This is a genomic window from Variovorax durovernensis, from assembly GCF_977011995.1.
In genome coordinates this window covers 4,060,490-4,083,617 of the sequence record NZ_CDRNCW010000001.1, presented here as the reverse complement: position 1 = coordinate 4,083,617, position 23,128 = coordinate 4,060,490, and the positions used below count along the sequence as shown (strand labels likewise).

At 67.2% G+C, this 23,128-nt stretch carries 22 protein-coding genes; 12 read left to right on the top strand and 10 right to left on the bottom strand.

The annotated features are described in order from the left end of the window. Positions 1-15: 15 nt before the first annotated feature. Positions 16-657 (top strand): DUF6806 family protein, encoded by a 642-nt coding sequence (locus ACWV14_RS19400; RefSeq protein ID WP_454903143.1) that lies wholly within the window; start codon positions 16-18, stop codon positions 655-657. A gap of 13 nt (positions 658-670) precedes the next feature. On the opposite strand, the gene ACWV14_RS19395 is transcribed toward ACWV14_RS19400, so the two are convergent. From ACWV14_RS19395 to proV, 6 genes are read right to left on the bottom strand one after another with little or no spacing between them, the layout of a single operon-like run. Continuing rightward, a complete protein-coding gene (locus ACWV14_RS19395; RefSeq protein WP_454903142.1) occupies positions 671-1,444 on the bottom strand; it encodes a PA3715 family protein in 774 nt (257 codons plus the stop codon). A 31-nt stretch (positions 1,445-1,475) separates the two neighbouring features. After that, positions 1,476-2,270 carry a glutamate racemase gene (gene murI, locus ACWV14_RS19390; RefSeq protein ID WP_454903141.1) on the bottom strand — a complete coding sequence of 265 codons (795 nt, stop codon included), beginning with the start codon at positions 2,268-2,270 and terminating at the stop codon, positions 1,476-1,478. A 1-nt stretch (position 2,271) separates the two neighbouring features. Beyond that, positions 2,272-3,825 carry a fumarate hydratase gene (locus ACWV14_RS19385; protein ID WP_422087038.1) on the bottom strand — a complete coding sequence of 518 codons (1,554 nt, stop codon included), beginning with the start codon at positions 3,823-3,825 and terminating at the stop codon, positions 2,272-2,274. Positions 3,826-3,881: 56 nt separating this feature from the next. Next, entirely contained in the window at positions 3,882-4,898 is a 1,017-nt protein-coding gene (proX, locus tag ACWV14_RS19380; protein ID WP_454903140.1) for a glycine betaine/L-proline ABC transporter substrate-binding protein ProX, read from the bottom strand. 17 nt (positions 4,899-4,915) lie between these two features. Then, entirely contained in the window at positions 4,916-6,097 is a 1,182-nt protein-coding gene (gene proW, locus ACWV14_RS19375) for a glycine betaine/L-proline ABC transporter permease ProW (RefSeq protein ID WP_454903139.1), read from the bottom strand. Positions 6,098-6,118: 21 nt separating this feature from the next. Continuing rightward, on the bottom strand, positions 6,119-7,387 hold the full coding sequence (proV, locus tag ACWV14_RS19370; RefSeq protein WP_454903138.1) for a glycine betaine/L-proline ABC transporter ATP-binding protein ProV: 1,269 nt from the start codon (positions 7,385-7,387) through the stop codon (positions 6,119-6,121). A 504-nt stretch (positions 7,388-7,891) separates the two neighbouring features. Here proV and fumC point away from each other — a divergent pair. After that, a complete protein-coding gene (gene fumC / locus ACWV14_RS19365) occupies positions 7,892-9,289 on the top strand; it encodes a class II fumarate hydratase (protein WP_454903137.1) in 1,398 nt (465 codons plus the stop codon). 120 nt (positions 9,290-9,409) lie between these two features. On the opposite strand, the gene ACWV14_RS19360 is transcribed toward fumC, so the two are convergent. Next, the gene (locus ACWV14_RS19360) at positions 9,410-10,027 is read right to left on the bottom strand and encodes an NAD(P)-dependent oxidoreductase (RefSeq protein WP_422087033.1); all 618 of its coding nucleotides are present in this window, start codon (positions 10,025-10,027) and stop codon (positions 9,410-9,412) included. Between the two features lie 101 nt (positions 10,028-10,128). On the opposite strand from ACWV14_RS19360, the gene ACWV14_RS19355 reads away from it, so the two are divergent. After that, positions 10,129-11,046: a LysR family transcriptional regulator gene (locus ACWV14_RS19355; protein ID WP_454903136.1), complete on the top strand. Its 918-nt coding sequence runs from the start codon at positions 10,129-10,131 to the stop codon at positions 11,044-11,046. A 13-nt stretch (positions 11,047-11,059) separates the two neighbouring features. Here the strand turns inward: ACWV14_RS19355 and ACWV14_RS19350 are convergent, their stop codons facing one another. After that, positions 11,060-11,698: a YqhA family protein gene (locus ACWV14_RS19350; protein WP_237680148.1), complete on the bottom strand. Its 639-nt coding sequence runs from the start codon at positions 11,696-11,698 to the stop codon at positions 11,060-11,062. A 157-nt stretch (positions 11,699-11,855) separates the two neighbouring features. Between ACWV14_RS19350 and acs the strand changes: the two genes are divergently transcribed. Then, entirely contained in the window at positions 11,856-13,853 is a 1,998-nt protein-coding gene (gene acs, locus ACWV14_RS19345) for an acetate--CoA ligase (RefSeq protein WP_454903134.1), read from the top strand. Positions 13,854-13,990: 137 nt separating this feature from the next. Next, on the top strand, positions 13,991-14,506 hold the full coding sequence (locus tag ACWV14_RS19340) for a Signal transduction histidine kinase (protein WP_106934741.1): 516 nt from the start codon (positions 13,991-13,993) through the stop codon (positions 14,504-14,506). A 19-nt stretch (positions 14,507-14,525) separates the two neighbouring features. Here the strand turns inward: ACWV14_RS19340 and ACWV14_RS19335 are convergent, their stop codons facing one another. After that, positions 14,526-14,840: a c-type cytochrome gene (locus ACWV14_RS19335; protein ID WP_422087029.1), complete on the bottom strand. Its 315-nt coding sequence runs from the start codon at positions 14,838-14,840 to the stop codon at positions 14,526-14,528. Between the two features lie 107 nt (positions 14,841-14,947). On the opposite strand from ACWV14_RS19335, the gene ACWV14_RS19330 reads away from it, so the two are divergent. Beyond that, positions 14,948-15,199, top strand: coding sequence for a TIGR04438 family Trp-rich protein (locus ACWV14_RS19330; protein ID WP_422087028.1), 252 nt, complete (start codon positions 14,948-14,950; stop codon positions 15,197-15,199). 117 nt (positions 15,200-15,316) lie between these two features. Here ACWV14_RS19330 and ilvD read toward each other — a convergent pair whose 3' ends face one another. After that, positions 15,317-17,011 (bottom strand): dihydroxy-acid dehydratase, encoded by a 1,695-nt coding sequence (gene ilvD / locus ACWV14_RS19325; RefSeq protein WP_454903131.1) that lies wholly within the window; start codon positions 17,009-17,011, stop codon positions 15,317-15,319. A gap of 102 nt (positions 17,012-17,113) precedes the next feature. Here ilvD and ACWV14_RS19320 point away from each other — a divergent pair, with 102 nt between their 5' ends. The 6 genes from ACWV14_RS19320 (at position 17,114) to ACWV14_RS19295 (ending at position 23,127) form a co-directional block, all read left to right on the top strand. Continuing rightward, entirely contained in the window at positions 17,114-18,058 is a 945-nt protein-coding gene (locus ACWV14_RS19320) for a LysR family transcriptional regulator (protein WP_454903130.1), read from the top strand. Positions 18,059-18,133: 75 nt separating this feature from the next. Continuing rightward, a complete protein-coding gene (gene lgt, locus ACWV14_RS19315) occupies positions 18,134-18,964 on the top strand; it encodes a prolipoprotein diacylglyceryl transferase (protein ID WP_454903128.1) in 831 nt (276 codons plus the stop codon). Between the two features lie 115 nt (positions 18,965-19,079). Beyond that, positions 19,080-19,748 (top strand): GntR family transcriptional regulator, encoded by a 669-nt coding sequence (locus tag ACWV14_RS19310; protein WP_454903127.1) that lies wholly within the window; start codon positions 19,080-19,082, stop codon positions 19,746-19,748. A gap of 28 nt (positions 19,749-19,776) precedes the next feature. Next, positions 19,777-21,243, top strand: coding sequence for a malonyl-CoA decarboxylase (locus ACWV14_RS19305; RefSeq protein ID WP_454903126.1), 1,467 nt, complete (start codon positions 19,777-19,779; stop codon positions 21,241-21,243). A gap of 100 nt (positions 21,244-21,343) precedes the next feature. Beyond that, complete coding sequence (locus ACWV14_RS19300; RefSeq protein ID WP_454903125.1) at positions 21,344-22,330, top strand: Bug family tripartite tricarboxylate transporter substrate binding protein; 987 nt, start codon at positions 21,344-21,346, stop codon at positions 22,328-22,330. Continuing rightward, a complete protein-coding gene (locus ACWV14_RS19295) occupies positions 22,327-23,127 on the top strand; it encodes an enoyl-CoA hydratase/isomerase family protein (protein WP_454903123.1) in 801 nt (266 codons plus the stop codon). Before ACWV14_RS19300 ends, ACWV14_RS19295 begins: the two co-directional genes overlap by 4 nt. Position 23,128: the final 1 nt, after the last annotated feature.

The window sequence follows — 23,128 nt, the reverse complement described above, 5'->3', positions numbered from 1 at the left end:
ACAAGGGAGCATTCGATGCCTCGCTACAACGCTCCATTTGAGATCCATGTGCACGGCGATGTGCCGTTGCGTGCGGACGTGAGCTTCGACCAGATCCAGGAGGCGCTCAAGCCTCTGTGGAAGTACGCCGGCGCCAAGTCGCTGGCCGACGGCGCCACCAGCACCTACGAAGAAGAGCCGGGCATCCGCTTCGAGCAGAAGGAGCACATGCTCCAGATCTGCTGGACGGTGCCGGGCGACGAAGACTTCCGCCAGGCGCTCGACGAGATGTGCATGGGCCTGAACGAGCTGTCGGACCGCGGCGCGGCCATCGAGGTCACGTTCTACGACACCGACTTCGACGAGGAAGAGGGCGACCCCGAAGAGGAGTCGCGCGACGACTTCCTGATGCTCTTCGTCGGCCCCAACCCGGCCGCCATCATGCAGGTGCAGCGCGACCTGCTGGTGGAAGACGTCGTGAACCTCATGGAGCGCCACTTCGACGGTGCCGAGCTGGGTGGGGTCGTCTCCGAGATCGATCGCCTCTTCAGCGACCGTTTTGATGCCTTGGTGAACTCTTTGGAGATCGGCAAGCGCCCGCGCGGCACGGGCGGCCCCGGCAGCGGGGGCAGCGGCGGTGGGCATGGCGGCGGGCGCCGTCCGCGTCACCTGCACTGAGATTGAAAAGACTTCAGGGTGCCTGCCGCAGCAGCGACTTCGGCACCTTGAATCGCTCGCCGTCGTAGCGCAGCGTCACGGTGCTGAACTTCGCGGGCAGCGCCTTCTCCACGCACCCCTGGTCTTCCTCTTGCTGCGCGCGGCTTTGCACCAGCGTGCGCGACAGTTGCAGGTCGGCAAAGCCGTTGCTCGTCGTCTTGCCGATCGAGAGCATCGTGCGCAGCTTCTCGAAGTGACCGGTGCAGGTCGAATCCCATCCCCCGTTGTCGTGGTCGAGTTCGACCTCCTGCAGCACCTGGCGGAATTGCTTGCCGTGCTGCACGTACAGGCGCACCGTCTCGCTCGCCAATGGGCTGCCCGGCGCGCTGGTGCCCCGGTAGCGCACGCGCACGCCGAAGGCGCGGGCGTCGGATGCCAGCACGTAGCGCGAGGTGTCGATGCGGATGTCCTGGATCGACGTGGTGGCGTCCTCGTCGAGCGCCTCGGGCTGGAAGAGCCGGCCGATCACCGTGTCGCGCTCGGTGTTGCCGTTGTCGGGCCGCTGGATCAGCAGCAGTTCGAGGTCGAACACCTTGGCGCCGTTGTCGGTGGTCTCGCGGGGCAGCGGCAGCACGACGATGCTGCGCCCCGGAAAGGCCGGCCAGACCTTGCACGCCGCCAGCCGCTCGTCGAGCGGGCGTCTGGGGTACAGCTTGGCATGCATGCGTTCGGCCAGGCCGCTCTCGCAGGCCGCGTGGCTCAGGCCGGCGGCCAGCAGAAGGCTCAGGAAGAGGGCGGCGTGGCGCATCCGGGAACGCATGGAGATGATGGAGTCCGATTCAGGCTGAAGTGGCGGTGCCGGCGGCAAGCCCGAGCCAGCGCGCCGCGGCGGCTTCGAGCACGGCGACATCGCCGCTGCTTTCAAGGCGCAGCCCGCCGTTGCCGCTGTCCGCGAGCCGGGCTGCCGAAGCCAGCAGGCGCCGGGTCTGCTGCGCGACCGGCACGCCGGTGTCGATGAAGCGCAGCGTGGCCGGCGCGTGGCGGCGCAGTTCGTCCTTCACGAGCGGATAGTGGGTGCAGCCCAGCACCACCGTGTCGACCTGTGTGGGGCCGTCGCCGAAAGGCCCGGCCTCTTTCATGTAGCGCTCGCACAAAGCAGAAATGCCCGCGACGTCGAAGCCTTCGATGGCCTTCACCAGCCCGTCGCAGGGCACCGATCGCACCTCGGCCGATCCGGCGAAAGATGCGCGCAAGGCCGCGTACTTGGCGCTGGCCAGCGTGCCGCGCGTGGCCATCACCGAGATATGCCCCGTTCGGCTGGCTGCCACGGCGGGCTTGAGGCCGGGCTCCAGCCCGACGATCGGCAGGTCGGGGTGCTCGGCGCGCATGAGGTGGATGGCGGCGGTCGTGGCGGTGTTGCATGCGACGACCAGCGCCTTGATGCCGTGCTCGCGCCGCAGCTGTTCGACCACCGCGCGCGAGCGCTCGATCACGTAGGCGTCCCCGCGTTCGCCGTACGGCGCGTAGGCCGTGTCGGCAAAGTAGACGAAGTTCTCTTGCGGAAGCTCGGCCCTCAGCGCGGCCAGCACGCTGAGGCCGCCGACCCCGCTGTCGAAGACGCCTATCGGGCTCAACTCAGGCTTCTTCCATCATGATGGTCTTGAACTCGCCGCTGGCGATGCGCTTCTGCCACTCGGCCGGGCCGGTGATGTGCGCGCTGGTGCCGCCGGCATCGACCGCCACCGTCACGGGCATGTCGACCACGTCGAATTCGTAGATGGCTTCCATGCCCAGGTCCTCGAAGCCGACCACCTTGGCGGTCTTGATGGCCTTGCTGACCAGGTAGGCGGCGCCGCCCACGGCCATGAGGTAGGCGCTCTTGTGCTTCTTGATGGCCTCGATGGCGACCGGGCCGCGCTCGGCCTTGCCGATCATGGCGATCAGGCCGGTCTCGGCCAGCATCATCTCGGTGAAGCCGTCCATGCGCGTTGCGGTCGTGGGGCCGGCGGGGCCGACGGCCTCGTCGCCCACCGGGTCGACCGGGCCGACGTAGTAGATGACGCGATTGGTGAAGTCCACCGGCAGCTTCTCGCCCTTGGCCAGCATGCCCTGGATGCGCTTGTGCGCTGCGTCCCGGCCGGTCAGCATCTTGCCGTTCAGCAGCAGCGTGTCGCCGGGCTTCCAGCTCGCCACTTCGGCGGGCGTGAGCTTGTCGAGGTCGACGCGCTTGCTCTTCTTCTCATCAGGGGCCCAGTTCACGTCGGGCCACAGGTCGAGCGATGGCGGGTCGAGGTAGACCGGACCGCTGCCGTCCATCGTGAAGTGCGCGTGGCGCGTGGCGGCGCAGTTGGGGATCATCGCCACGGGCTTGCTCGCCGCGTGCGTGGGGTACATCTGGATCTTGACGTCGAGCACGGTGGCCAGGCCGCCCAGGCCCTGCGCGCCGATGCCCAGTGCGTTGACCTTCTCGTACAGCTCGATGCGCAGTGCCTCGACCTTGCTCAGCTCTGCGCCCGACTTCTTCTTGGCCAGCAGCTCGTGCATGTCCAGGTCGTCCATCAGGCTTTCCTTGGCCATCAGCGCGGCCTTCTCGGCGGTGCCGCCGATGCCGATGCCCAGCATGCCCGGCGGGCACCAGCCGGCGCCCATGGTGGGCACGGTCTTGAGCACCCAGTCGACCACGCTGTCGCCGGGGTTCAGCATGGCCAGCTTGCTCTTGTTCTCGCTGCCGCCGCCCTTGGCCGCCACCGTGACTTCGACCTTGTCGCCCGGAACGATCTCCGTGAAGATCACCGCGGGCGTGTTGTCCTTGGTGTTCTTGCGGTCGAACTGCGGGTCGGCCACGACCGAGGCGCGCAGAGTGTTGTCGGGGTGGTTGTAGCCGCGGCGCACGCCTTCGTTGATGGCGTCGTCGAGGCTGCCGGTGAAGCCGCCCCAGCGCACGTCCATGCCCACCTTGAGGAACACGTTGACGATGCCGGTGTCCTGGCAGATCGGGCGCTGGCCCGTGGCGCTCATCTTGCTGTTGGTCAGGATCTGCGCAATGGCGTCCTTGGCCGCAGGGCTCTGTTCGCGCTCGTAGGCGCGGGCCAGGTGGGCGATGTAGTCGGCGGGGTGGTAGTAGCTGATGTACTGCAGCGCGGCGCTGATCGATTCGATCAGGTCGGCCTGCTGGATCGTGGTCGTCATGGTGGGGGGGCTTTTTAGGAATGTGAAAACGCCCCCCGATTATCTCAGCCCACTGCCTAGGGAGCCGCCGCTGCCCGAGCCTCGGCAATCCACCCGTCGAACAGCTGCTGGTGCGCCTTGATCCACCCGTCGGTGTGCCGTTCCACGTCCTGTTGCGTGTTGGCGCCCTGGCTCATGCGCAGGTTCTGCGCGTTGATGTCGCTGATCGGCAGCTTCATGATCTCGAACAGCTTGCCCGCCGCAGGGTTCTTCTCGACGAAGGCCCGGTTGGCGACGATCTGCTCTTGGTTGGCCTGGAAGCCGTAGTTCTTGCCGTTCGGCAACTGCGTGTCGACGTTCCCGCCGTCGCCCTGCGAAGAAGAGAAGGGCACCTGCAGCCACACCACGTCCGCACCCGGGCGCAGCACGGCGCTCACCCAATACGGCGTCCACGTGTAATACAGCACTGGCTTTTCCTGCTTGAAGCGGGCGATGGTGTCGGCCATCAGCGCGGCGTAGCTGCCTTGCTTGTGGGTGACGGTGTCGCGCAGCTGGTAGGCAGTCAGGTGGTTCTCGATGGCCAGTTCGCAGCCCCAGCCGGGATTGCAGCCCGTGAGGTCGGCCTTGCCGTCGCCGTCTGCGTCGAACAGCTTGGCGATGGCCGGGTCCTTCAGCTGCGCGATGTTGCTGATGCCGTACTGCTCGGCCGTCTTTCGGTCGATCAGGTAGCCCTGCACCGCGCCGTCGGAGTACACACCCTTGCGCCACAGCTTGGCGTCGCCGCCGCTGTTCTTGTAGAAGTCGGCGTGCAGCAGGCTCCAGTGGTTGGCCATGAAGGTGGCGTCGCCGTTGGCGATGGCCAGGTGCTCGGTGGCCGGCTCCAGGTCTTTCATGGGCTCGACGGTGTAGCCGAGCTTTTCGAGCGCGCGCATCACCAGCAGCGTCTGGAAAGCTTCCTCGGCGAGCGAGCTCTTGAGTGGCAGCACGGTCACGCCCTTGCCGGGCAGTTCGTTGGCCGCCTGGGCCGCCATGCCGGAGGCCACGAAGGCAAGGGCCAGCAGGCCGCGTGCGATGAGACTGGTCTTCTTCGTCATGCGTTGGTGTCCTCCGATCATTGCGCCTGGGCCGACAGGGCGGGTGCCGGCTCGCCAGCGGTACGGCCCGGCGCCACGGCGCGTTGCAGCACACGCAGCGCAAAGCCGACCGGCCCGGTGTGCCACCAGCGGCGGCCGCCGGCGCGGCGCGACTTGCCCATGGCCTGCGTCAGGCGGTCCAGCGAGATCGCCAGCAGCACGATGCCCAGGCCGCCCACGGTCGCCAGGCCCATGTCGAGCCGGCCGATGCCGCGAAGCACCATCTGGCCGAGGCCGCCCACGGCGATCATCGAGGCGATCACCACCATCGACAGCGACAGCATCAATGCCTGGTTGATACCCGCCATGATCGACGGCATGGCCAGCGGCAGCTGCACCTTCACCAGCATCTGCCAGGGCGAGGCACCGTAGGCGCGCGCGGCTTCGATGAGGTCGGGGCGCACCTGGCGCAGGCCGAGGTTGGTCAGGCGCACCAGCGGGGCCAGCGCGAAGACGATGGTGACGATCACGCCGGGCACGTTGCCGATGCCGAACAGCATCACCACCGGCACCAGGTACACGAAGGCGGGCGTGGTCTGCATCGCGTCGAGCACCGGCCGCATGATCCGCTGCGCCCGGTCGCTGCTGGCCAGCAGCACGCCCAGCGGCAGGCCGATGACCATGCAGAACACCAGCGAGGTCAGCACCAGCGACAGCGTCACCATCGCTTCGGGCCAGATACCCAGCATGGCCACCAGCAGCAGCGCCACGGTGGTGCCGATGGCCAGCGCGCGGCCGGCGAATTGCCAGGCGAACAGGCCGATCAGCGCAATCATCGCGAGCGTGGGCAGGCCGGTCAGCAGGCTCTGCACAGAGTTGAGCGTGCTGTCGATGGGCAGGCGCACGGTCTGGAAGAAGGGGCGGAAGTGCTCGACCACCCATCCCAGGCCCTGGTTGATCCAGGATTCGATAGGCAGCGAGCCGTCCCACAGGCGATGCAGCTGGAAGCCGCCGCTGGCGGCGTCAGCCTGGCCGGCCAGCTGGTGCGCCGCATGGGCGGGCACGGGTGCGTCGAGCCAGGCGCTGGTCGACGCGGGGTCGGGCGCGGCGGACAGGGCTTCCCACGGATCGACTGGCGTCGTCACCGGAGCGGGCGTCGCGAGCATGGAGGCAGCGTCGTTCAGGGGTGCGAGTTCGGAGGGCAGTGTGGTGTCGTTCATCTGGAGTTCCTTCGAAATCGGTCAGGCCGTGGCGGCGTCTGCGGCAGGCACGGCGGCGGGTTGCTGCTGCGGCTGGTGCGCGGGGTCGATCGGCGGTGTGTCGCGGTCGAGGAACTTCAGCAGCGTCGTCTTGCTGATCGCACCGCAGAAGCGGCCGTCTGCGGCCACTACCGGCACCGCGCAAGGCGCCTGGCCCACCTGGCCGAAAAGGCCGGCCACGGGTGCGTCGGCCTCAATCACGCCGAGGTCATTGAGGAACGCGTGCCGCAGGCCGAGCGCGCCGGAATGGCCGTCGAGCGCCGCGCGCAGGGTTTCGGCGGACACGGTGCCCAGGTAGCGCTTGTTCGGGCTGGTCACGTAGGCGAAGTCGCGGTCCTGGTCTTCCAGCTGCTTGAGCGCCGCGCGCGCACCGCGCTCGGGGTGCTCGCTGACCACGGTGAGCTGCTTGCGCGCGATGTCGCCGGCCTTGAACACGGCGGCCGCGTCCACGCCACGCACGAAGCTGCGCACGTAGTCGTTGGCGGGGCTGCGCAGGATCTCGTCGGGCGTGCCGACCTGGATCACTTGCCCATCTTTCATGATCGCGATGCGGTCGCCGATGCGCATGGCTTCGTCGAGGTCGTGCGAGATGAAGACGATGGTGCGGCGCTGCTCCTGCTGCAGCCGCAGCAGTTCCGACTGCATTTCGGTGCGGATGATCGGGTCGAGCGCCGAGAAGGCCTCGTCCATCAGCAGGATCGACGGGTCGGAGGCCAGCGCGCGCGCCAGGCCCACGCGCTGCTGCATGCCGCCGGAAAGCTCGTCCGGGTAGCTGGCGCCCCAGCCCGCCAGCCCCACTTGCGCGAGCGCCTTGTCGGCCTGCGCCAGGCGTTCCTTCTTGCCCGTGCCCGAGAGCTCGAGGCCGAAGGCGGTGTTCTCGCGCACCGTCATGTGCGGCATCAGCGCGAACGACTGGAACACCATGCTGATGTCCTTGCGGCGCAGCGCGCGCAGGCGGGCGCCGGAGTGTTCGTTGATGTCGGCGCCGTCGATCACGATGCGGCCCGCGGTCGGCTCGATCAGCCGGTTCAGCAGGCGCACCAGCGTCGACTTGCCCGAACCCGAGAGCCCCATGATGACGAAGATTTCTCCGGCCTGGATTTCGAAAGTGGCGTCGAACACGCCGATCGACTGGCCGGTGCGGGCCAGGATTTCTTTCTTGGACAGACCTTGGCGGACCAGTTCCAGTGCTTGCTCGGGCTCGTCGCCGAACACCTTGAAAACATGGTCGATGAGAATTCCTTTGGCCATACGTCGGGGCTCCTTTCGTGTGAAGGGTTGACAGATCGCCGCCCCCGAAAGGACGACGCGACCACGCCCCCAGCCCATTCGATGGGCTGCCGACAGGCACTGAAGACGACTTGGCGACGAAACCAGTGCCTGCCGGATGCTTCAATCGCAGAGCGGCGGGCTGGTCGAGGGGCGCCGCCTGGATGAGCTTGGCGTGGCAATGGGGGCGGAAAGATCCGCCCGGGGTTGCCGGGCTGAGCCCGGCGGGGGAACCTTGCACCGCGACGGGATTCGGTGATCCGCGAGTAGTGAAGGCTTGACCGACGCTGTCATCATCATGACTTGTCGGTCGTCAGAAGACCTAGATCATAACTTTTCGGCATGATGAGGTCAAGGCGCTGGCAGGTATCAACCTGTCAGCGGCGGCGCAATGGCCTCGTCAGATGAGAGCTACTCCTATTGGCGCGATACTCTGCGTCGCGCCGGAAAGCGGCGCGATTTTTCTTGAACGCGGAGCTTTTTCTCATGACGACTTCCCCCAAGACCCGTGCCGAGCGCGACACCTTCGGACCGATCGACGTGCCGGCCGACAAGCTGTGGGGCGCGCAAACGCAGCGCTCGCTGCAGAACTTCGACATCTCCGGCGAGCAGCAGCCGCGCGAAATCATCAAGGCGCTGGCCCAGGTGAAGCGCGCGTCGGCCGTGGTCAACCACGCGCTGGGGCTGCAGGACGAGAAGAAGACCAACGCCATCGTGGCGGCCGCCGACGAAGTCATCGCCGGCAAGCACCCGGGCGAGTTCCCGCTGGTGGTCTGGCAGACCGGCTCGGGCACGCAGACCAACATGAACGTCAACGAAGTGCTGGCCAACCGCGCGAGCGAACTGCTCGGCGGCGAGCGCGGCGAAGGCCGCCTCGTGCACCCGAACGACGACGTCAACCGCAGCCAGTCGAGCAACGACGTGTTCCCGACCGCCATGCACGTGGCCGCGGTGGAAGCCATCACGCACAAGCTGCTGCCCGCCATTGCCAAGCTGCGCGGCACGCTGGAGCAGAAGTCGAAGGACTTCGCGGACATCGTGAAAATCGGCCGCACCCATCTGCAGGACGCCACGCCCCTCACGCTGGGCCAGGAGTTCTCGGGCTACGTCGCGCAACTGGCGCACGGCGAGGCGCATGTGCGCGCCGCGCTGCCGCATCTGAGCGAACTGGCGCTGGGCGGCACGGCCGTCGGCACGGGGCTCAACGCGCCCAAGGGCTACGCCGAGCAGGTGGCCGCCGAGCTGGCGAAGATCACCGGCCTGCCGTTCGTGACCGCGCCGAACAAGTTCGAAGCCATGGCCAGCGTCGATGCGCTGGTGCATGCCCACGGCGCGCTGAAGACGCTGGCGGCCAGCATGAACAAGATCGCCAACGACGTGCGCTGGCTCGCCAGCGGCCCGCGCAGCGGCATCGGCGAACTGAGCATTCCCGAGAACGAACCGGGCTCGTCGATCATGCCGGGCAAGGTCAACCCGACCCAGAGCGAGGCCGTCACGATGCTGGCCGCGCAGGTGTTCGGCAACGACGTGGCCATCAACATCGGCGGCGCCTCGGGCAACTTCGAGCTGAACGTGTTCCGCCCCATGGTCGCGCACAACTTCCTGCAGAGCGTGCGCCTGCTGGCCGATGGCATGGTGAGCTTCAACGACCACTGCGCCGTGGGCATCGAGCCGAACCGCGAACGCATCACCGAGCTGGTGCAGCGTTCGCTGATGCTGGTGACGGCGCTGAACACGCACATCGGCTATGACAAGTCGGCCTACATCGCCAAGAAGGCGCACAAGGAAGGCACCAGCCTGCGCGAAGCGGCGATCGCCTCGGGCCACCTGACGGCCGAGCAGTTCGATGCGTGGGTGGTGCCGGAGAACATGACCGGCCGCTAACTCCGTTACGACCTGGCTCTTTCGTGGGGGCCGCCGCGCACGGCCGCCCGAAGCGGCCGGCCCGCCCCCGGCAGGGGGTTGGCGAAGCGACACGAAGTGCGCGCAGCCTGGGGGCGAGCCTCAATATCCGATGGTGTAGCGCTGGCGCGAGTGAGCGGGCTTTTCCAACTCGTCGATGAACGCGATCGCGTAGTCCTCGAAGGTGATCCAGCTGCGGCCTTCGGCGCTCACCAGCAGGTCGTCCTTGCCCAGGCGGAACTTGCCGGTGCGCTCGCCTTCGACGAACTCGGCGGAGGGCGACAGGAAGGTCCAGTCGAGATCTTTCTCGTTGCGCAGCGCGTCGAGGAACACGCCGCCGGCCGAGGCTTCGGCGCGGTAGGCATCGGGGAAGTTGGGCGTGTCGATCACCTTCAGGCCGGGCGCCGCGAACAGGCTGCCGGCACCGCCGACCACCAGCAGGCGCTTCACGCCCGCGCGCTTGACCGGCTCGATGATGGCCGCCGGCGGCACGGTGGCGAAGTGCGCGGCGCTGAACACGGCGTCGTGGCCGGCCAGGGCTTTTTCGAGGGCGGCGGCGTCGAGCACGTCGAGGTCGACGGCCTTGACGTTGGCGCGTCCGGCCAGCTTGGCGCTGGCCTTGCGGGCGATGGCGGTGACGGTGTGGCCGCGGCGCAGGGCCTCTTCGAGAAGCTGGCTGCCGGCGCGTCCGGTGGCCCCGATGATGGCGATGTGGCTCATGGTGATCTCCAGAAAGTGGATGGGCTGAGCCGCATCTTAGGTTTCTGCTTTCGAAAGAAACACCTCGATTTGCGCGCTTGTTTATTCCTAAAATCGTGCAAATGGATCGATTGAATGCAATGCGGGTGTTTGTCAACGTGGTCGATTCGGGCAGTCTTTCCGCGGCCGCCGACAAGCTCGACCTGTCACGGCCCGTGGTCACGCGCTATGTGGCCGAACTGGAGCAGTGGACCGGCGCCCGCCTGCTGCATCGCACGACACGCCGCCTGAGCCTTACCGCGGCAGGCGAAGAACTGCTGCCGCGCTGCCGCCAGGTGCTGGAGCTCACGGGCGACATGCAGGCCGCGGTGCGGCACCCCGCCGAGGCGCCACGCGGTCAGCTGCGCATCACGGCCAGTACTTCGTTCGCGCAGGCGCAACTGGCCGGGGCCGTGGCCGACTATGTGAGGCTGTATCCCGGCGTGGCGGTCGACCTGGTGCTGCTCGACCGCTCGGTGAACCTGGTGGACGAGCGCATCGACCTCGCGATTCGCGTGGCCGTGGAAATCGACCCGAACCTTATCGCGCGTCGGCTCACCGATTGCCGCTCGGTGGTTTGCGCTTCGCCGGGCTACCTGAAGGAGCAGGGCAGGCCGCTGCGGGTGGAAGAACTGGCCCAGCGCAATTGCCTCACGCATTCCTATTTCGGGCGCAGCCTGTGGAACTTCACGCGCAAGGAAGACGGGGAGCCGGTTTCGGTGGCCGTGGGCGGCAACGTGTCGACCAACGACGCAGCCAGCCTGATGCAACTGGCGCGGGCGGGGGCGGGCATCGCGATGCTGCCGACCTACCTGACTTCGGCACTGGTGCAGGCAGGGGAACTGGTGCCGCTGTTCACCGATTTCGAGCCGCAGGTCGTCGGCATGTATGCGGTTTACGCCTCTCGCAAGCACATGCCGGCCACCTTGCGCACCATGCTCGACTTCCTGGCAGGGCGCTTCACCGAAGTGCCCGCGTGGGATCTGCCGCACGCAGGCTAGGTACAAGAAAAACTCAGTGGCGGTCGTCGCCGTGCGGCGCCGACGAGGTCATGAGCTTGTCGGTGTAGGCGATGGCCATGGCCGAGAACAGGAACGCGATGTGGATCACCGTCTGGGCGATCAGCACGCGGTCGGTGTAGTTGTCGGCGTTGATGAAGGTCTTCAGCAGGTGGATGGAGCTGATGCCGATGATGGCCGTGGCCAGCTTCACCTTGAGCACCGAGGCATTCACGTGGCTCAGCCATTCGGGCTGGTCGCGGTGGCCTTCGAGGTCCATGCGGCTCACGAAGGTCTCGTAGCCGCCCACGATCACCATGATCAGCAGGTTGGAGATCATGACCACGTCGATCAGCGCCAGCACCACCAGCATGATCACCGTCTCGTTCAGCGTGCCGACCGGGGCGGTGGTCTTGTAGCCGATGCTGGTGATCAGCGCCTGCAGCGCTTCCTTGCTGCCGAAGGCGGCTTCCACCAGGTGCAGCAGCTCGACCAGGAAATGCACCACGTACACCGCCTGCGCCACGATCAGGCCCAGGTACAGCGGCAACTGCAGCCAGCGGCTCGCGAAAATCAGCTTGGGCAGCGGCCGAAGCGGCGAACCGCGGCGTGGTACGGGCGGGTTCCGGGTGTCGAAAGGATCGGGAGCGGACATCTGGAGGGCGGTTGTTTGGGACGGGGGATTCTAGGGGTGTCCCCGTGTCGCACTCGTGATAACCCCGCGAACTAACATCGGGCAGTCACCGACCCGTCAGTGCCCCGTAAGTGGGCACACCGACATTACGGCCGCATCCATCCAGGAGACATAGAGCATGAGCAGCGCATCGAAGAACATTGAATCCGTCCTTGTCGAGAACCGCGTGTTCCCGCCCGACGCCCGCGCCACCGACGGCGCCCGCATTTCCGGCATGGCCGCCTACGAGGCCCTGTGCAAGGAGGCCGAACAGGACTTCGACGGGTTCTGGACCCGCCTGGCCAAGGGCAACCTGCAGTGGACCAAGCCGTTCACCAAGACGCTCGACGAGTCGAACGCGCCGTTCTACCAGTGGTTCGGCGACGGCGAACTCAACGCCAGCGCCAACTGCCTCGACCGGCACATCGGCACCCCGGTCGAGAACAAGACCGCCATCGTCTTCGAGGCCGACGACGGCACCGTCACCAACGTCACCTACAAGGAACTGCTGGCTCGCGTGAGCCAGTTCGCCAACGCGCTGAAGGCGCAGGGCATCCAGAAGGGCGACCGTGTCGTCATCTACATGCCGATGACGGTCGAGGGCGTCATCGCCATGCAGGCCTGCGCGCGCATCGGCGCCACCCACAGCGTGGTGTTCGGCGGCTTCTCGGCCAAGGCGCTGCAGGAGCGGATCATCGACGCGGGCGCGGTGGCGGTCATCACGGCCAACTATCAGTTGCGTGGCGGCAAGGAACTGCCGCTGAAGGCCATCGTGGACGACGGCATCGCGCTGGGCGGCTGCGAGTCGATCAAGACCGTGTTCGTGTACGAGCGCACGCCCACCGCGTGGACCCGTGTCGAAGGCCGCGACAAGACCTTCGACGAGGCGCTGAAAGGGCAGAGCACCGAGTGCGCGCCCGTGCCGGTGAATGCCGAGCATCCGCTGTTCATCCTCTACACCTCGGGCTCCACCGGCAAGCCCAAGGGCGTGCAGCACGCCACCGGCGGCTACCTGCTGTGGGCCAAGCTCACGATGGACTGGACCTTCGACATCCGCCCCGAAGACGTCTTCTGGTGCACCGCCGACATCGGCTGGATCACCGGCCACACCTACGTCGCCTACGGCCCGCTGGCGGCCGGCGCCACACAGGTGGTGTTCGAGGGCATTCCGACCTTCCCGCACGCGGGCCGCTTCTGGCAGATGATCGAGAAGCACAAGGTCAGCGTGTTCTACACCGCGCCCACCGCCATCCGCTCGCTCATCAAGGCCGCCGAGGGCGACGAGAAGGTGCACCCGAAGAACTGGGACCTCACCAGCCTGCGCATCCTGGGTTCGGTCGGCGAGCCGATCAATCCCGAGGCGTGGATGTGGTACCACCGCAATATCGGCGGCGAGCGCTGCCCCATCGTCGACACCTTCTGGCAGACCGAAACCGGCGGCCACGTCATCACGCCGCTGCCGGGCGCCACGCCGCTGGTGCCGGGTTCTTGCACGCTCCCGCTGCCGGGCATCATGGCCGCCATCGTCGACGAGACGGGTAAAGACCTGCCCAACGGCGCGGGCGGCATGCTGGTCATCAAGCGGCCCTGGCCCTCGATGATCCGCACCATCTGGAACGACCCCGAGCGTTTCAAGAAGAGCTATTTCCCCGAAGAAATGGGCGGCACGATCTACCTGGCCGGCGACGGCGCGGTGCGCAGCGAAGACCGCGGCTACTTCCGCATCACCGGCCGCATCGACGACGTGCTGAACGTCTCGGGCCACCGCCTGGGCACGATGGAAATCGAGTCGGCGCTGGTGTCCAAGACCGACCTCGTGGCCGAAGCCGCCGTGGTGGGCCGCCCCGACGACGTCACCGGCGAGGCGGTGTGCGCCTTCGTCGTGCTCAAGCGCGGCCGCCCGACCGGCGAAGAAGCCAAGCAGATCGCCAACGAACTGCGCAACTGGGTCGCCAAGGAAATCGGTCCTATCGCCAAGCCCAAGGACATCCGCTTCGGCGACAACCTGCCCAAGACGCGCAGCGGCAAGATCATGCGCCGCCTGCTGCGCAGCATCGCCAAGGGCGAGGCCATCACGCAGGACACCTCGACGCTGGAAAACCCGGCCATCCTGGAACAGCTGGCCGAAAAGCTCTGACGGCTGTAGGACGTGGCCCCCTGTGGGGCCATGAGCCCGTGGACGGCCTCCGGCTGAGGTAAAACCATTGGAGTGACCGTGCGCCTCGACGCGCGCGGCTGTCTCCAATGTGTTCGATCTTTCCGAAGGAGGCCCACATGGGCGTGAGATCTGCTTTTCTTTTTGTCATCGTGCTGCTCATCGCGGCACTCGCCGCGCTGAACTGGGGCACGCTGTCCGCGCCCACCGATGTGTGGCTCGGCTTCATGACCGTATCGGCGCCGCTGGGGCTGATCATGCTGGGCCTGACCGTGGTGCTGGCGGCTTTCTTCCTCGTCTACGTGCTGTACCTGCACAGCTCGGTGTTGATCGACACCAAGCGTCATACGAAGGAAATGCAGGCCCAGCGCGATCTGGCCGACAAGGCCGAGGCTTCCCGCTTCACCGAACTGCGCAATTTCCTGGAGGCGCAGGAGAACAAGCACATGGCGCAGAACGCCGACCGCCAGAGTGCGCTGCTGGCGCGCCTCGACCAGCTCGAAACCTCGGTGCGGCTGCGCTCCGACCAGACCGACAACACGGTGGCCGCGCATATCGGCCAGCTAGAGGACCGCATCGAGCGCCGGCCGCTGTCGCCGGTGGTGATGCCGGCCGACATCAACCCGCAGGGTTGATGCAGCGGCGCCTTTAGCCTTACTTCGTCTGCAGCACCCAGGCCGCGAGCTTCTTGGCGTCGGCTTCGCTGACCTGGTTGTTGGCCGGCATCGGCACCGGTCCCCACACGCCGGAGCCGCCCTTCATGATCTTGCTGGCCAGCTTGTCGACCGCGCCCTTGTCGTCCTTGTACTTCGCGGCCACGTCCTTGAACGAGGGCCCGAGCACCTTGCGCTCGACTGCGTGGCAGCTCATGCAGTTCTTCGAGGTGGCCAGCGCCAGATCGGCGAAGGCGGGCGCGGCGAGTACGCCAAGGCCGAGACCCAGGGCTGCCGTCATCAGGACTCTTTTCATGGGGATCTATTTCGTAAGGGCTGAGTTACATTCGACTCAACGCGATTGTAGGTAGCGCCGTGCACGGCGTCCGTCAGCGTTGCCAATACAACCCCGAGGGATTCGCGATGTGGTTTCTGGCATTGGGCCTGCTCGGCCTGGCCCTGAAGTATCTCGAAGTCGGCATGGTCGCCGGCTGGAGCTGGTGGATCGTGCTGTCGCCGTTCGCGATGGCCCTCGCATGGTGGGCATGGGCCGATTCGTCGGGCTACACCAAGCGCAGGATCATGGAGCGGGAAGACAGGCGCAAGCAGGCGCGCATCGACCGCCAGAAGACCAACATGGGCATCAAGCCCACCAACGGCCAGCGCCGCAGGTAGGGCTCGCCCCGAGGCTGCGCGGCACTTCCTGTCCGCTTCGCCCTCCCCCTGCCGGGGGCAACACCTGAGGCCCGGCGGAGCCGGTTCCTCGGTGTTTCACGCAATACCTTGTCTTGCTCAGAACTTGTCGAGCACTGCGCCGGAGCTGGCGCTCGAGGCATTGAACGCGAACTTCGCCTGCACGCCGCGCGTGTAGCGCGGTGCCGGTGCCTTCCAGCCTTCGCGGCGCTTGGCGATCTCGGCTTCGGGCACGTTCAGCTCGAGCTTCAGTTCATGCGCGTCGATGGTGATCGAGTCGCCCTCGTTCACGAAGGCGATGGTGCCGCCCGCTGCCGCTTCCGGCGCGACGTGGCCCACCACCATGCCCCAGGTACCGCCCGAGAAGCGGCCGTCGGTGATCAGGCCCACGCTTTCGCCGAGGCCCGCGCCGATCAGCGCGCCCGTGGGGGCCAGCATTTCCGGCATGCCCGGGCCGCCCTTGGGGCCGAGGTAGCGCAGCACCATCACGTCGCCGGCCTTGATCTTGCCGTCCAGGATGGCCTTGAGCGCCGACTGCTCGTCGTCGAACACGCGGGCCGGGCCGGTGATGACGGGATTCTTCAGGCCGGTGATCTTGGCCACGGCGCCTTCGGGCGACAGGTTGCCCTTCAGGATGGCCAGGTGGCCTTCCGCGTACATCGGCTTGTCGATCGGGCGGATCACGTCCTGGTCGGCGCGCGGCACGTCCGGCACGTCCTTCAGCACTTCTTCGATGGTCTGGCCCGAAATGGTGATGCAGTCGCCATGCAGCAGGCCTGCCTTCAGCAGCACCTTCATCACTTGCGGAATGCCGCCGGCCTGGTGCAGGTCGACCGCGAGGTACTTGCCCGAGGGCTTCAGGTCGCAGATGACGGGCACCTTCTTGCGCATGCGCTCGAAGTCGTCGATGGTCCATTCGACCTCGGCCGCGTGCGCGATGGCCAGGAAGTGCAGCACCGCGTTGGTCGAGCCGCCCGTGGCCATGATCACGGCCACCGCGTTCTCGATGGCCTTCTTGGTCACGATGTCGCGCGGCTTCAGGTCTTTCTTGATCGCCTCGATCAGCACCTTGGCCGATTCCTTGGCCGAGTTGGCCTTTTCGTCATGCGGGTTGGCCATGGTCGACGAGTAGGGCAGGGAGATGCCCAGCGCCTCGAATGCGCTGGACATGGTGTTGGCGGTGTACATGCCGCCGCAAGAGCCGGTGCCGGGAATGGCGCGCTTCTCGATCTCGTGCAGGTCTTCGTCGCTCATGTTGCCGGCGGCGTTCTGGCCCACGGCTTCGAACACGCTGACGATGTTCAGGTCCTGGCCCTTGTAGCGGCCCGGCAGGATGGTGCCGCCGTAGACGTAGATGGCCGGCACGTTGGCGCGCAGCATGCCCATCAGGCCGCCGGGCATGTTCTTGTCGCAGCCGCCGACCACCAGCACGCCGTCCATCCACTGGCCGCCCACGCAGGTCTCGATGCAGTCGGAAATGACTTCGCGGCTCACCAGCGAGTACTTCATGCCTTCGGTGCCCATGGCCATGCCGTCGGAGATGGTGGGGGTGCCGAATACCTGCGCGTTGCCGCCGGCTTCCTCGATGCCCGCGATGGCCGCGTCGGCCAGCTTCTGCAGGCCCGAGTTGCAGGGCGTGATGGTGCTGTGGCCGTTGGCGACGCCGACCATCGGCTTCTTGAAGTCGCCTTCCTCGTAGCCCATGGCGTAGAACATGGAGCGGTTGGGCGCGCGGCTCTTGCCTTCGACGATGTTGGCGCTGCGGCGATTGATCTGGATCGGTTTGGTGTCCATGGTGTCTCTTCTGTCGTGGGGGAGATCGGGGGAGCCCAAGTATCGGACTTCTGATTGATTGGTTCCAATCCGTTTTTTGCTGTCGATTGATATGCTTGGCATATGAAAGAAAGCCTGATCGACCTGCGGGCCTGGCGCCAGTTCGTGGCCGTGGCCGAAGAACTGCATTTCGGCCGCGCCGCGCTGCGCCTGCACATGACGCAGCCCCCGGTGACCCAGGCCATCGCCCAGCTCGAGAAGGCGCTGGGCGTGGTGCTGTTCGATCGCACCCGCCGGCGCGTGGCGCTCACGCCGGCCGGCGAGGCGCTGCTGCCCGACGTGCGCGAACTGCTGGCGCGCGCGCAGGCACTCCCGGCACGGGCGCGCGCGGCGGCGGCGGGGCAGGTGGGGCGCGTGCGCATCGCATTTGTCTCGACCGTGGGCTTCGAGCAGTTGCCGGCCTGGGTGCGCGAATTTCGGGTGCTGTGCCCCGAGGTGGCGCTGGAGCTGGTCGAGGCCACCGGCGACGTGCAGCTCGAAGCCTTCGCGCGCGGCGAGATCGATGCCGGGCTGATGCTGCATTCGCCCGGCGCCGCGCCACCGGGGCTTGCGCGGCTGGTGGTGTCGCAGGAGCCGCTCGTGCTTGCGCTGCCAGAGCGGCATGCGCTGGCCCACGTGCCCAAACTGCTGATGTCCGACGTGCTGGCCGAGCCGCTGGTGCTCTTTCCGCGCCGTATCGTGCCTTCGCTGCACGACGCCATCTTCGACCTGTACCACGCAGCCGGCCGCGCGCCGCTGCTGGGGCAGGAGGCAATCCAGATGCAGACCATCGTCAATCTCGTGTCCGGCGGCATCGGCGTGGCGTGGGTGCCCGAGAGCGTCACGCAGTTCCGCCGCGCGGGTGTCGTGTACCGGCGCGCCGAAGAGTTCGCCCCGGCCGCGCGGCATCGCAATGCGCCGGTGCTGCCGGCTTGCGAGACCAGCCTTGTGTGGCCCGAGGAGGCCGCCAACCCGGCGCTCGCGCGCTTCGTGGCCTTCGTGAGGGAGCGCGGCGCGGGGCCGGGCTGACGGACGTCTGGACGGCCGCCTCAGGCCGAATATCCCCGCCCCGGCCCCGACATCCGGCCGGGGCACAATCTGCGGATGCTCATGTATCCGCAGATCAATCCCATCGCCCTGCAACTGGGGCCGGTGGCCATCCACTGGTACGGCCTGACCTACCTGGCCGCCTTTGCGCTGTTCTATTTTCTCGGTACGCGCCGGCTGCGCCATGAGCCGTACCGCTCGCTGGTGGGCGCGGGCGCATGGCAGCGCAAGGACATCGAGGACATACTTTTCCTGGGCGTGATGGGCGTCATCGTCGGCGGGCGACTCGGCTACTGCCTGTTCTACAAGCCCGAGTTCTACCTCACGCATCCGCTCGAAATTCTCTACGTGTGGCAGGGCGGCATGAGCTTCCACGGCGGCCTGCTCGGCGTGATCGGCGCGATGGTGTGGTTCTCGCACTCGCGCGCGCGGCCGTTCTGGCAGGTGATGGACTTCGTCGCGCCCTGCGTGCCGACCGGCCTTGCCGCCGGCCGCGTGGGCAACTTCATCAACGGCGAACTCTGGGGCCGCTTCAGCAGCCCAGACCTGCCCTGGGGCATGGTGTTTCCGCAGAGCGGCTCGATGCTGCCGCGCCACCCGTCGCAGGTCTACCAGTTCCTGCTCGAAGGGCTGCTGCTGTTCGCGATCATGTGGATCTATGCGCGCAAGGAGCGCAAGCAGGGGCAGGTAGCCGCGGTGTTCCTGATCGGCTACGGCGCGCTGCGCTTCATTGCAGAGTATTTCCGCGAGCCCGACGATTTCCTCGGCCTGCGGGCGCTCAACCTGAGCCAGGGCCAATGGCTCAGCGTGCCGATGGTCATTGCCGGCATCGCGCTGTGGTTCTGGTTCGGCCGCGGCGGCAAGACCGCGGCTACCGCACGCGCTTGACCCGGAAGTTCGCAGGGTAAGTCCCAGCCCGCGCAGCGGGTTCGCCGCCTTGCGCCGGCTCGCGTGCAAGCTCAGAATTACGCGTAATTACAGGAAATTACGCGGCCCCGATCCCATGCGCCTGGTCCCCAACTCCCTGCACGACGAAGTCGCCGCCACGCTGCGCGAGCAGATCTTCGACGGCACGCTGGCGCCCGGCAGCTTCGTGGACGAGGCCGCGCTGTGCGAGCGGCTTTCCATTTCGCGCACGCCGCTGCGCGAGGCGCTCAAGGTGCTCACCGCCGAAGGCCTGCTGCGGCACGAACCGCGCCGCGGCTGCTTCGTGCGAGAGGTGACGGAGCGCGACCTCGACGAGATATTCCCGGTCATCGCGCTGCTCGAAGGCCGCTGCGCCTACGAAGCCGCCCGCAACGCGAGCGATGCCGAACTGCACGAACTCGACGCGCTGCACGAACGGCTGGTGCGCCATGCCAAGGCGCGCCGCATCAACGACTACTACGCCACCAACCACATCATCCATGAGGCGATCATCACGCTCGCCGACAACAATTGGCTGGCCCAGGTGATAGGCGACCTGCGCAAGATACTGAAGCTCGCGCGCCTGCAGCAGCTGCATGCGCCCGGCCGGCTGGAGCAGAGCCTGTCGGAGCACCTGGCCGTTTTCGCGGCCCTGAAGGCACGCGACAGCGAAGGCGCCGACGCCGCCATGCGCACCCACATGCTGCGCCAGCGCGAGGCGCTGCGCGAAGTGATGCGCCATCAGAAATCCAGGGTGATGTCGTGAGCATCCCCCCGAGTATTGGAGTCCCCCGATGAGTGCGACCGAATGGTTCCAGGCCCGGCTGCGGTCCGGTGAAAGCTCGAAGGTGCCGGTGGCGCCGGAGAGCACGGTAAAGAGTGCGCCCAGGAGCGCCCCCAAGCCCAGCGTGCGCTCCACCGCCGAGCGCCTGCAGGTCACGCTGCGCAAGGCCGACGAGGCCCTGTCGCCGCGCGCCCTGCGCCGCGTGCTGGCCGAGCTGCAGGCGGTGATCGATCCGCGCGTGAGCGAGGTCGAGGGCGGGCGCCGCGCGCATGCCATCGCGGACGCCTACCGCGCCGCCACTGCCGAGGAGCGCCGCGACTACTGGGCGCTGATGAGCGAGCACTTCGCCGCCGATGCGCAAAAGCTCAAGGTCGCCCGCGACCAGCACCAGGCGGCGGTCGGCACGCCCGACGAAGGCCAGGCCGAGCTGCGCCTGCGCCGCGCGCTGGTGTCGCCGCGCATGCGCCTGCTGCAGCGCTTTGCGGTCGAGCCGGAGGGCATGCGCTTTCTGGTCGACCTGCGCGCCGACCTGCTGCCGTGCCTGAAGGCCGACAAGCGCCTGATTGCGCTGGACGCCGAACTGGAGCACCTGTTCTCCACCTGGTTCGACGTGGCCTTCCTCGAGCTGCGCCGCATCGACTGGGACTCGCCGGCCTCGCTGATCGAGAAGCTCATCCGCTACGAGGCGGTGCACGACATCAAGAGCTGGTCCGACGTGAAGAACCGGCTCGACGACAGCGACCGCCGCTGCTACGGTTTCTTCCATCCTCGCCTGCCCAACGAGCCGCTGATCTTCGTCGAGGTGGCGCTGGTCGACCGCATCAGCGACGGCATCACGCCGCTGCTCGACGAGGCCGCCGTTCCAGTGCTGCCAGCCAAGGCCACCACCGCCATCTTCTATTCGATCAGCAACACGCAGAACGGCCTGCGCGGCGTGAGCTTCGGCGACTCGCTCATCAAGCGCGTGGTCGAGACCCTGCAGGACGAGCTGCCTCGCCTGAAGACCTTTGCCACGCTGTCGCCGATTCCGGGCTTTCGCACCTGGCTCGCGAAGAACGCCGCCGAGCTGCTGCCGCGGCTGGACGAAAAGCGCGAAGCCGAGCTTGGCCGGCTCGTCGGTTCGATGCCGCCCACCGCGGAGCGCCTGCTCGCCGCCGTGGATACGGCCAACGGCCTGGAGCCCAAGTCGCCGCTGCGCCAATGGCTCATGCAGGCCGCCGCCGAATACCTGGGCCGGGCGCTGGTCGACGGCACGCCGGCCGACCCGGTCGCGCGCTTCCACCTGGGCAACGGCGCGCGCGTCGAACGCCTGAACTGGGCGGGCGACCCTTCGCCCAAGGGACATAAGCAGTCGTACGGTCTGATGGTCAATTACCTCTACGACCTCAAGCGGCTGGACAAACATCGCACCTGGCTGGCGGACGGCAAGGTGGCAGTGTCGGGAGACATCGAAAGCCTGTTCTTCAAAAAAGGCTGAAGTCCGAAAGAGCGCAGTAGCAAGCAAGTGCCAGTGCCGGCGCAAGACACGCCGGCGGCCGCATCGGGCGGCAAATCCACAACGACAGGAGACGAGACAAATGAATTCGAACTTCCAACGCCGCGACGTCCTGCGCGTGGCCGCTGCCGGCGCGGCCATGCTTTGCGGCGCGGCGCGCGCCCAGCAGAACTGGCCGGCCAAGCCGGTGACGATGGTCGTGCCGTTCCCGGCGGGCGGCGGCACCGACGCGTTCGCGCGGCCGCTGTCGGGGCAGTTCTCGCGGCTGACGAACCAATCGCTCATCATCGACAACCGCGGCGGCGCGGGCGGCACGCTGGGAGCCAGCATCGCGTCGAAGGCATCGGCGGACGGCTACTCGCTCTTCATGGGCGCGGTCCATCATGCGATCGCGCCTTCCGTCTATCCGAAGCTCGACTACGACATCGAGAAAGACTTCGTCCCGCTGATGCTGCTGGCCAACGTGCCGCAGGTGGTGGTGGTCAACCCGAAGCGGGTGCAGGCCACGAGCATCAAGGAACTCATCGCGCTGGCCAAGCGCAGCCCCGGGCAGCTCAACTACGGCTCGGCCGGCGCGGGCACTTCGCACCACCTGGCGGGCGAGCTGTTCAAGCTGCAGACCGGCACCTTCATCACCCACATTCCGTACCGCGGCGCGGGCCCGGCGCTGGCCGACCTGATTTCCGGCAACGTCGATCTGATGTTCGACGGTCTCGGCTCCTCGGCCCAGTACATCAAGAGCGGGCGCATCAAGGCGCTGATGGTGGCCGGCAGCAAGCGCAACCCCGCATTTCCCGACGTACCATGTGCGGCCGAAGTCGGCCTGCCCGACTACACCGTCACCACCTGGTACGGCCTGTGGGCGCCCAGGCGCACCCCGGCCGATGTGCAGCCGCAGATCATCGATGAAATGAAGAAGGTGCTCGCAAGCGACGACATCAAGAACATCTGGGCCCAGAACGGCTCGGAGATCCCGACCATCACCGGCGCCGCCTACGGCAGCTTCGTGAATTCCGAAATCAAGCGATGGGCGACGGTGGTGAAGGCCTCGGGCGCGAAGATCGAATGAGCGTAGGCGAGCAGCGCGGCAGCCAGGTCTCGTTGCGCCGGGACGGCGCAATCGCTTTCGTCATGCTCTCGAACGCGGGGCGGCTCAATGCAATGACGCGTGCCATGTGGCGCACGCTGCGCGCCGTGTTCGACGACCTGCGCGACAGCAACGAAAGCGACGGCAGCCTGCGCTGCGTCGTCGTGCACGGGGAGGGCGGTGCCTTCTGCGCGGGCGGCGACATTTCCGAGTACCCGTCGTTCCGCTTCGAAGAGCCGAGCCTGCGCGAATTCCACGAGAACGAGGTGTGGGCCGCGCTGCAGGCGATGCTCGACTGCCCGCTGCCGCTGGTCGCGCAGATCGAAGGCGCCTGCATGGGCGCGGGCATCGAGATCGCGAGCTGCTGCGACATCCGGCTGGCCGGCGCTTCCGCGAAGTTCGGCGCGCCCATCGCGAAGCTCGGCTTTCCGATGGCGCCGCGCGAGGCCGCGCTGGTGCATGGCGCCATCGGCGACGTGCTCGCGCGCGACATGCTGCTGGCCGCCGGCGTGCATGGTGCCCGGCGGCTGTACGACGCGGGCTTCCTGCTGAGCGTACTGCCCGACAACGAAGTGGCCGCCGCCGCGCGCGACCACGCCATGCGCATCGCCGCGCTCGCGCCGCAGACGGCGCGCCTGCACAAGAAGACCTTTTCCGCGCTGCGTGCCGGTGCGCCGTCGGCCCACAGCCTGCTGGCCACGGCCTACGACTATGCCGACTCCGCCGAGCACCGCGAAGGCATCGACGCCTTCCTTGCCAAGCGCAAACCGAATTTCTGAA

Excerpts from the sequence above, each read along its gene's own strand:
- ACWV14_RS19400 (WP_454903143.1), top strand. The coding sequence starts at position 16 with ATGCCTCGCTACAACGCTCCATTTGAGATCCATGTGCACGGCGATGTG.
- acs (WP_454903134.1), top strand. The coding sequence starts at position 11,856 with ATGAGCAGCGCATCGAAGAACATTGAATCCGTCCTTGTCGAGAACCGC.
- ACWV14_RS19395 (WP_454903142.1), bottom strand. The coding sequence starts at position 1,444 with ATGCGCCACGCCGCCCTCTTCCTGAGCCTTCTGCTGGCCGCCGGCCTG.
- ACWV14_RS19355 (WP_454903136.1), top strand. The coding sequence starts at position 10,129 with ATGGATCGATTGAATGCAATGCGGGTGTTTGTCAACGTGGTCGATTCG.
- ilvD (WP_454903131.1), bottom strand. The coding sequence starts at position 17,011 with ATGGACACCAAACCGATCCAGATCAATCGCCGCAGCGCCAACATCGTC.
- ACWV14_RS19330 (WP_422087028.1), top strand. The coding sequence starts at position 14,948 with ATGTGGTTTCTGGCATTGGGCCTGCTCGGCCTGGCCCTGAAGTATCTC.
- ACWV14_RS19340 (WP_106934741.1), top strand. The coding sequence starts at position 13,991 with ATGGGCGTGAGATCTGCTTTTCTTTTTGTCATCGTGCTGCTCATCGCG.
- ACWV14_RS19300 (WP_454903125.1), top strand. The coding sequence starts at position 21,344 with ATGAATTCGAACTTCCAACGCCGCGACGTCCTGCGCGTGGCCGCTGCC.
- ACWV14_RS19335 (WP_422087029.1), bottom strand. The coding sequence starts at position 14,840 with ATGAAAAGAGTCCTGATGACGGCAGCCCTGGGTCTCGGCCTTGGCGTA.
- ACWV14_RS19360 (WP_422087033.1), bottom strand. The coding sequence starts at position 10,027 with ATGAGCCACATCGCCATCATCGGGGCCACCGGACGCGCCGGCAGCCAG.
- lgt (WP_454903128.1), top strand. The coding sequence starts at position 18,134 with ATGCTCATGTATCCGCAGATCAATCCCATCGCCCTGCAACTGGGGCCG.
- proV (WP_454903138.1), bottom strand. The coding sequence starts at position 7,387 with ATGGCCAAAGGAATTCTCATCGACCATGTTTTCAAGGTGTTCGGCGAC.
- fumC (WP_454903137.1), top strand. The coding sequence starts at position 7,892 with ATGACGACTTCCCCCAAGACCCGTGCCGAGCGCGACACCTTCGGACCG.
- ACWV14_RS19310 (WP_454903127.1), top strand. The coding sequence starts at position 19,080 with ATGCGCCTGGTCCCCAACTCCCTGCACGACGAAGTCGCCGCCACGCTG.
- ACWV14_RS19305 (WP_454903126.1), top strand. The coding sequence starts at position 19,777 with ATGAGTGCGACCGAATGGTTCCAGGCCCGGCTGCGGTCCGGTGAAAGC.
- ACWV14_RS19350 (WP_237680148.1), bottom strand. The coding sequence starts at position 11,698 with ATGTCCGCTCCCGATCCTTTCGACACCCGGAACCCGCCCGTACCACGC.
- ACWV14_RS19295 (WP_454903123.1), top strand. The coding sequence starts at position 22,327 with ATGAGCGTAGGCGAGCAGCGCGGCAGCCAGGTCTCGTTGCGCCGGGAC.
- ACWV14_RS19320 (WP_454903130.1), top strand. The coding sequence starts at position 17,114 with ATGAAAGAAAGCCTGATCGACCTGCGGGCCTGGCGCCAGTTCGTGGCC.
- ACWV14_RS19385 (WP_422087038.1), bottom strand. The coding sequence starts at position 3,825 with ATGACGACCACGATCCAGCAGGCCGACCTGATCGAATCGATCAGCGCC.
- proW (WP_454903139.1), bottom strand. The coding sequence starts at position 6,097 with ATGAACGACACCACACTGCCCTCCGAACTCGCACCCCTGAACGACGCT.
- proX (WP_454903140.1), bottom strand. The coding sequence starts at position 4,898 with ATGACGAAGAAGACCAGTCTCATCGCACGCGGCCTGCTGGCCCTTGCC.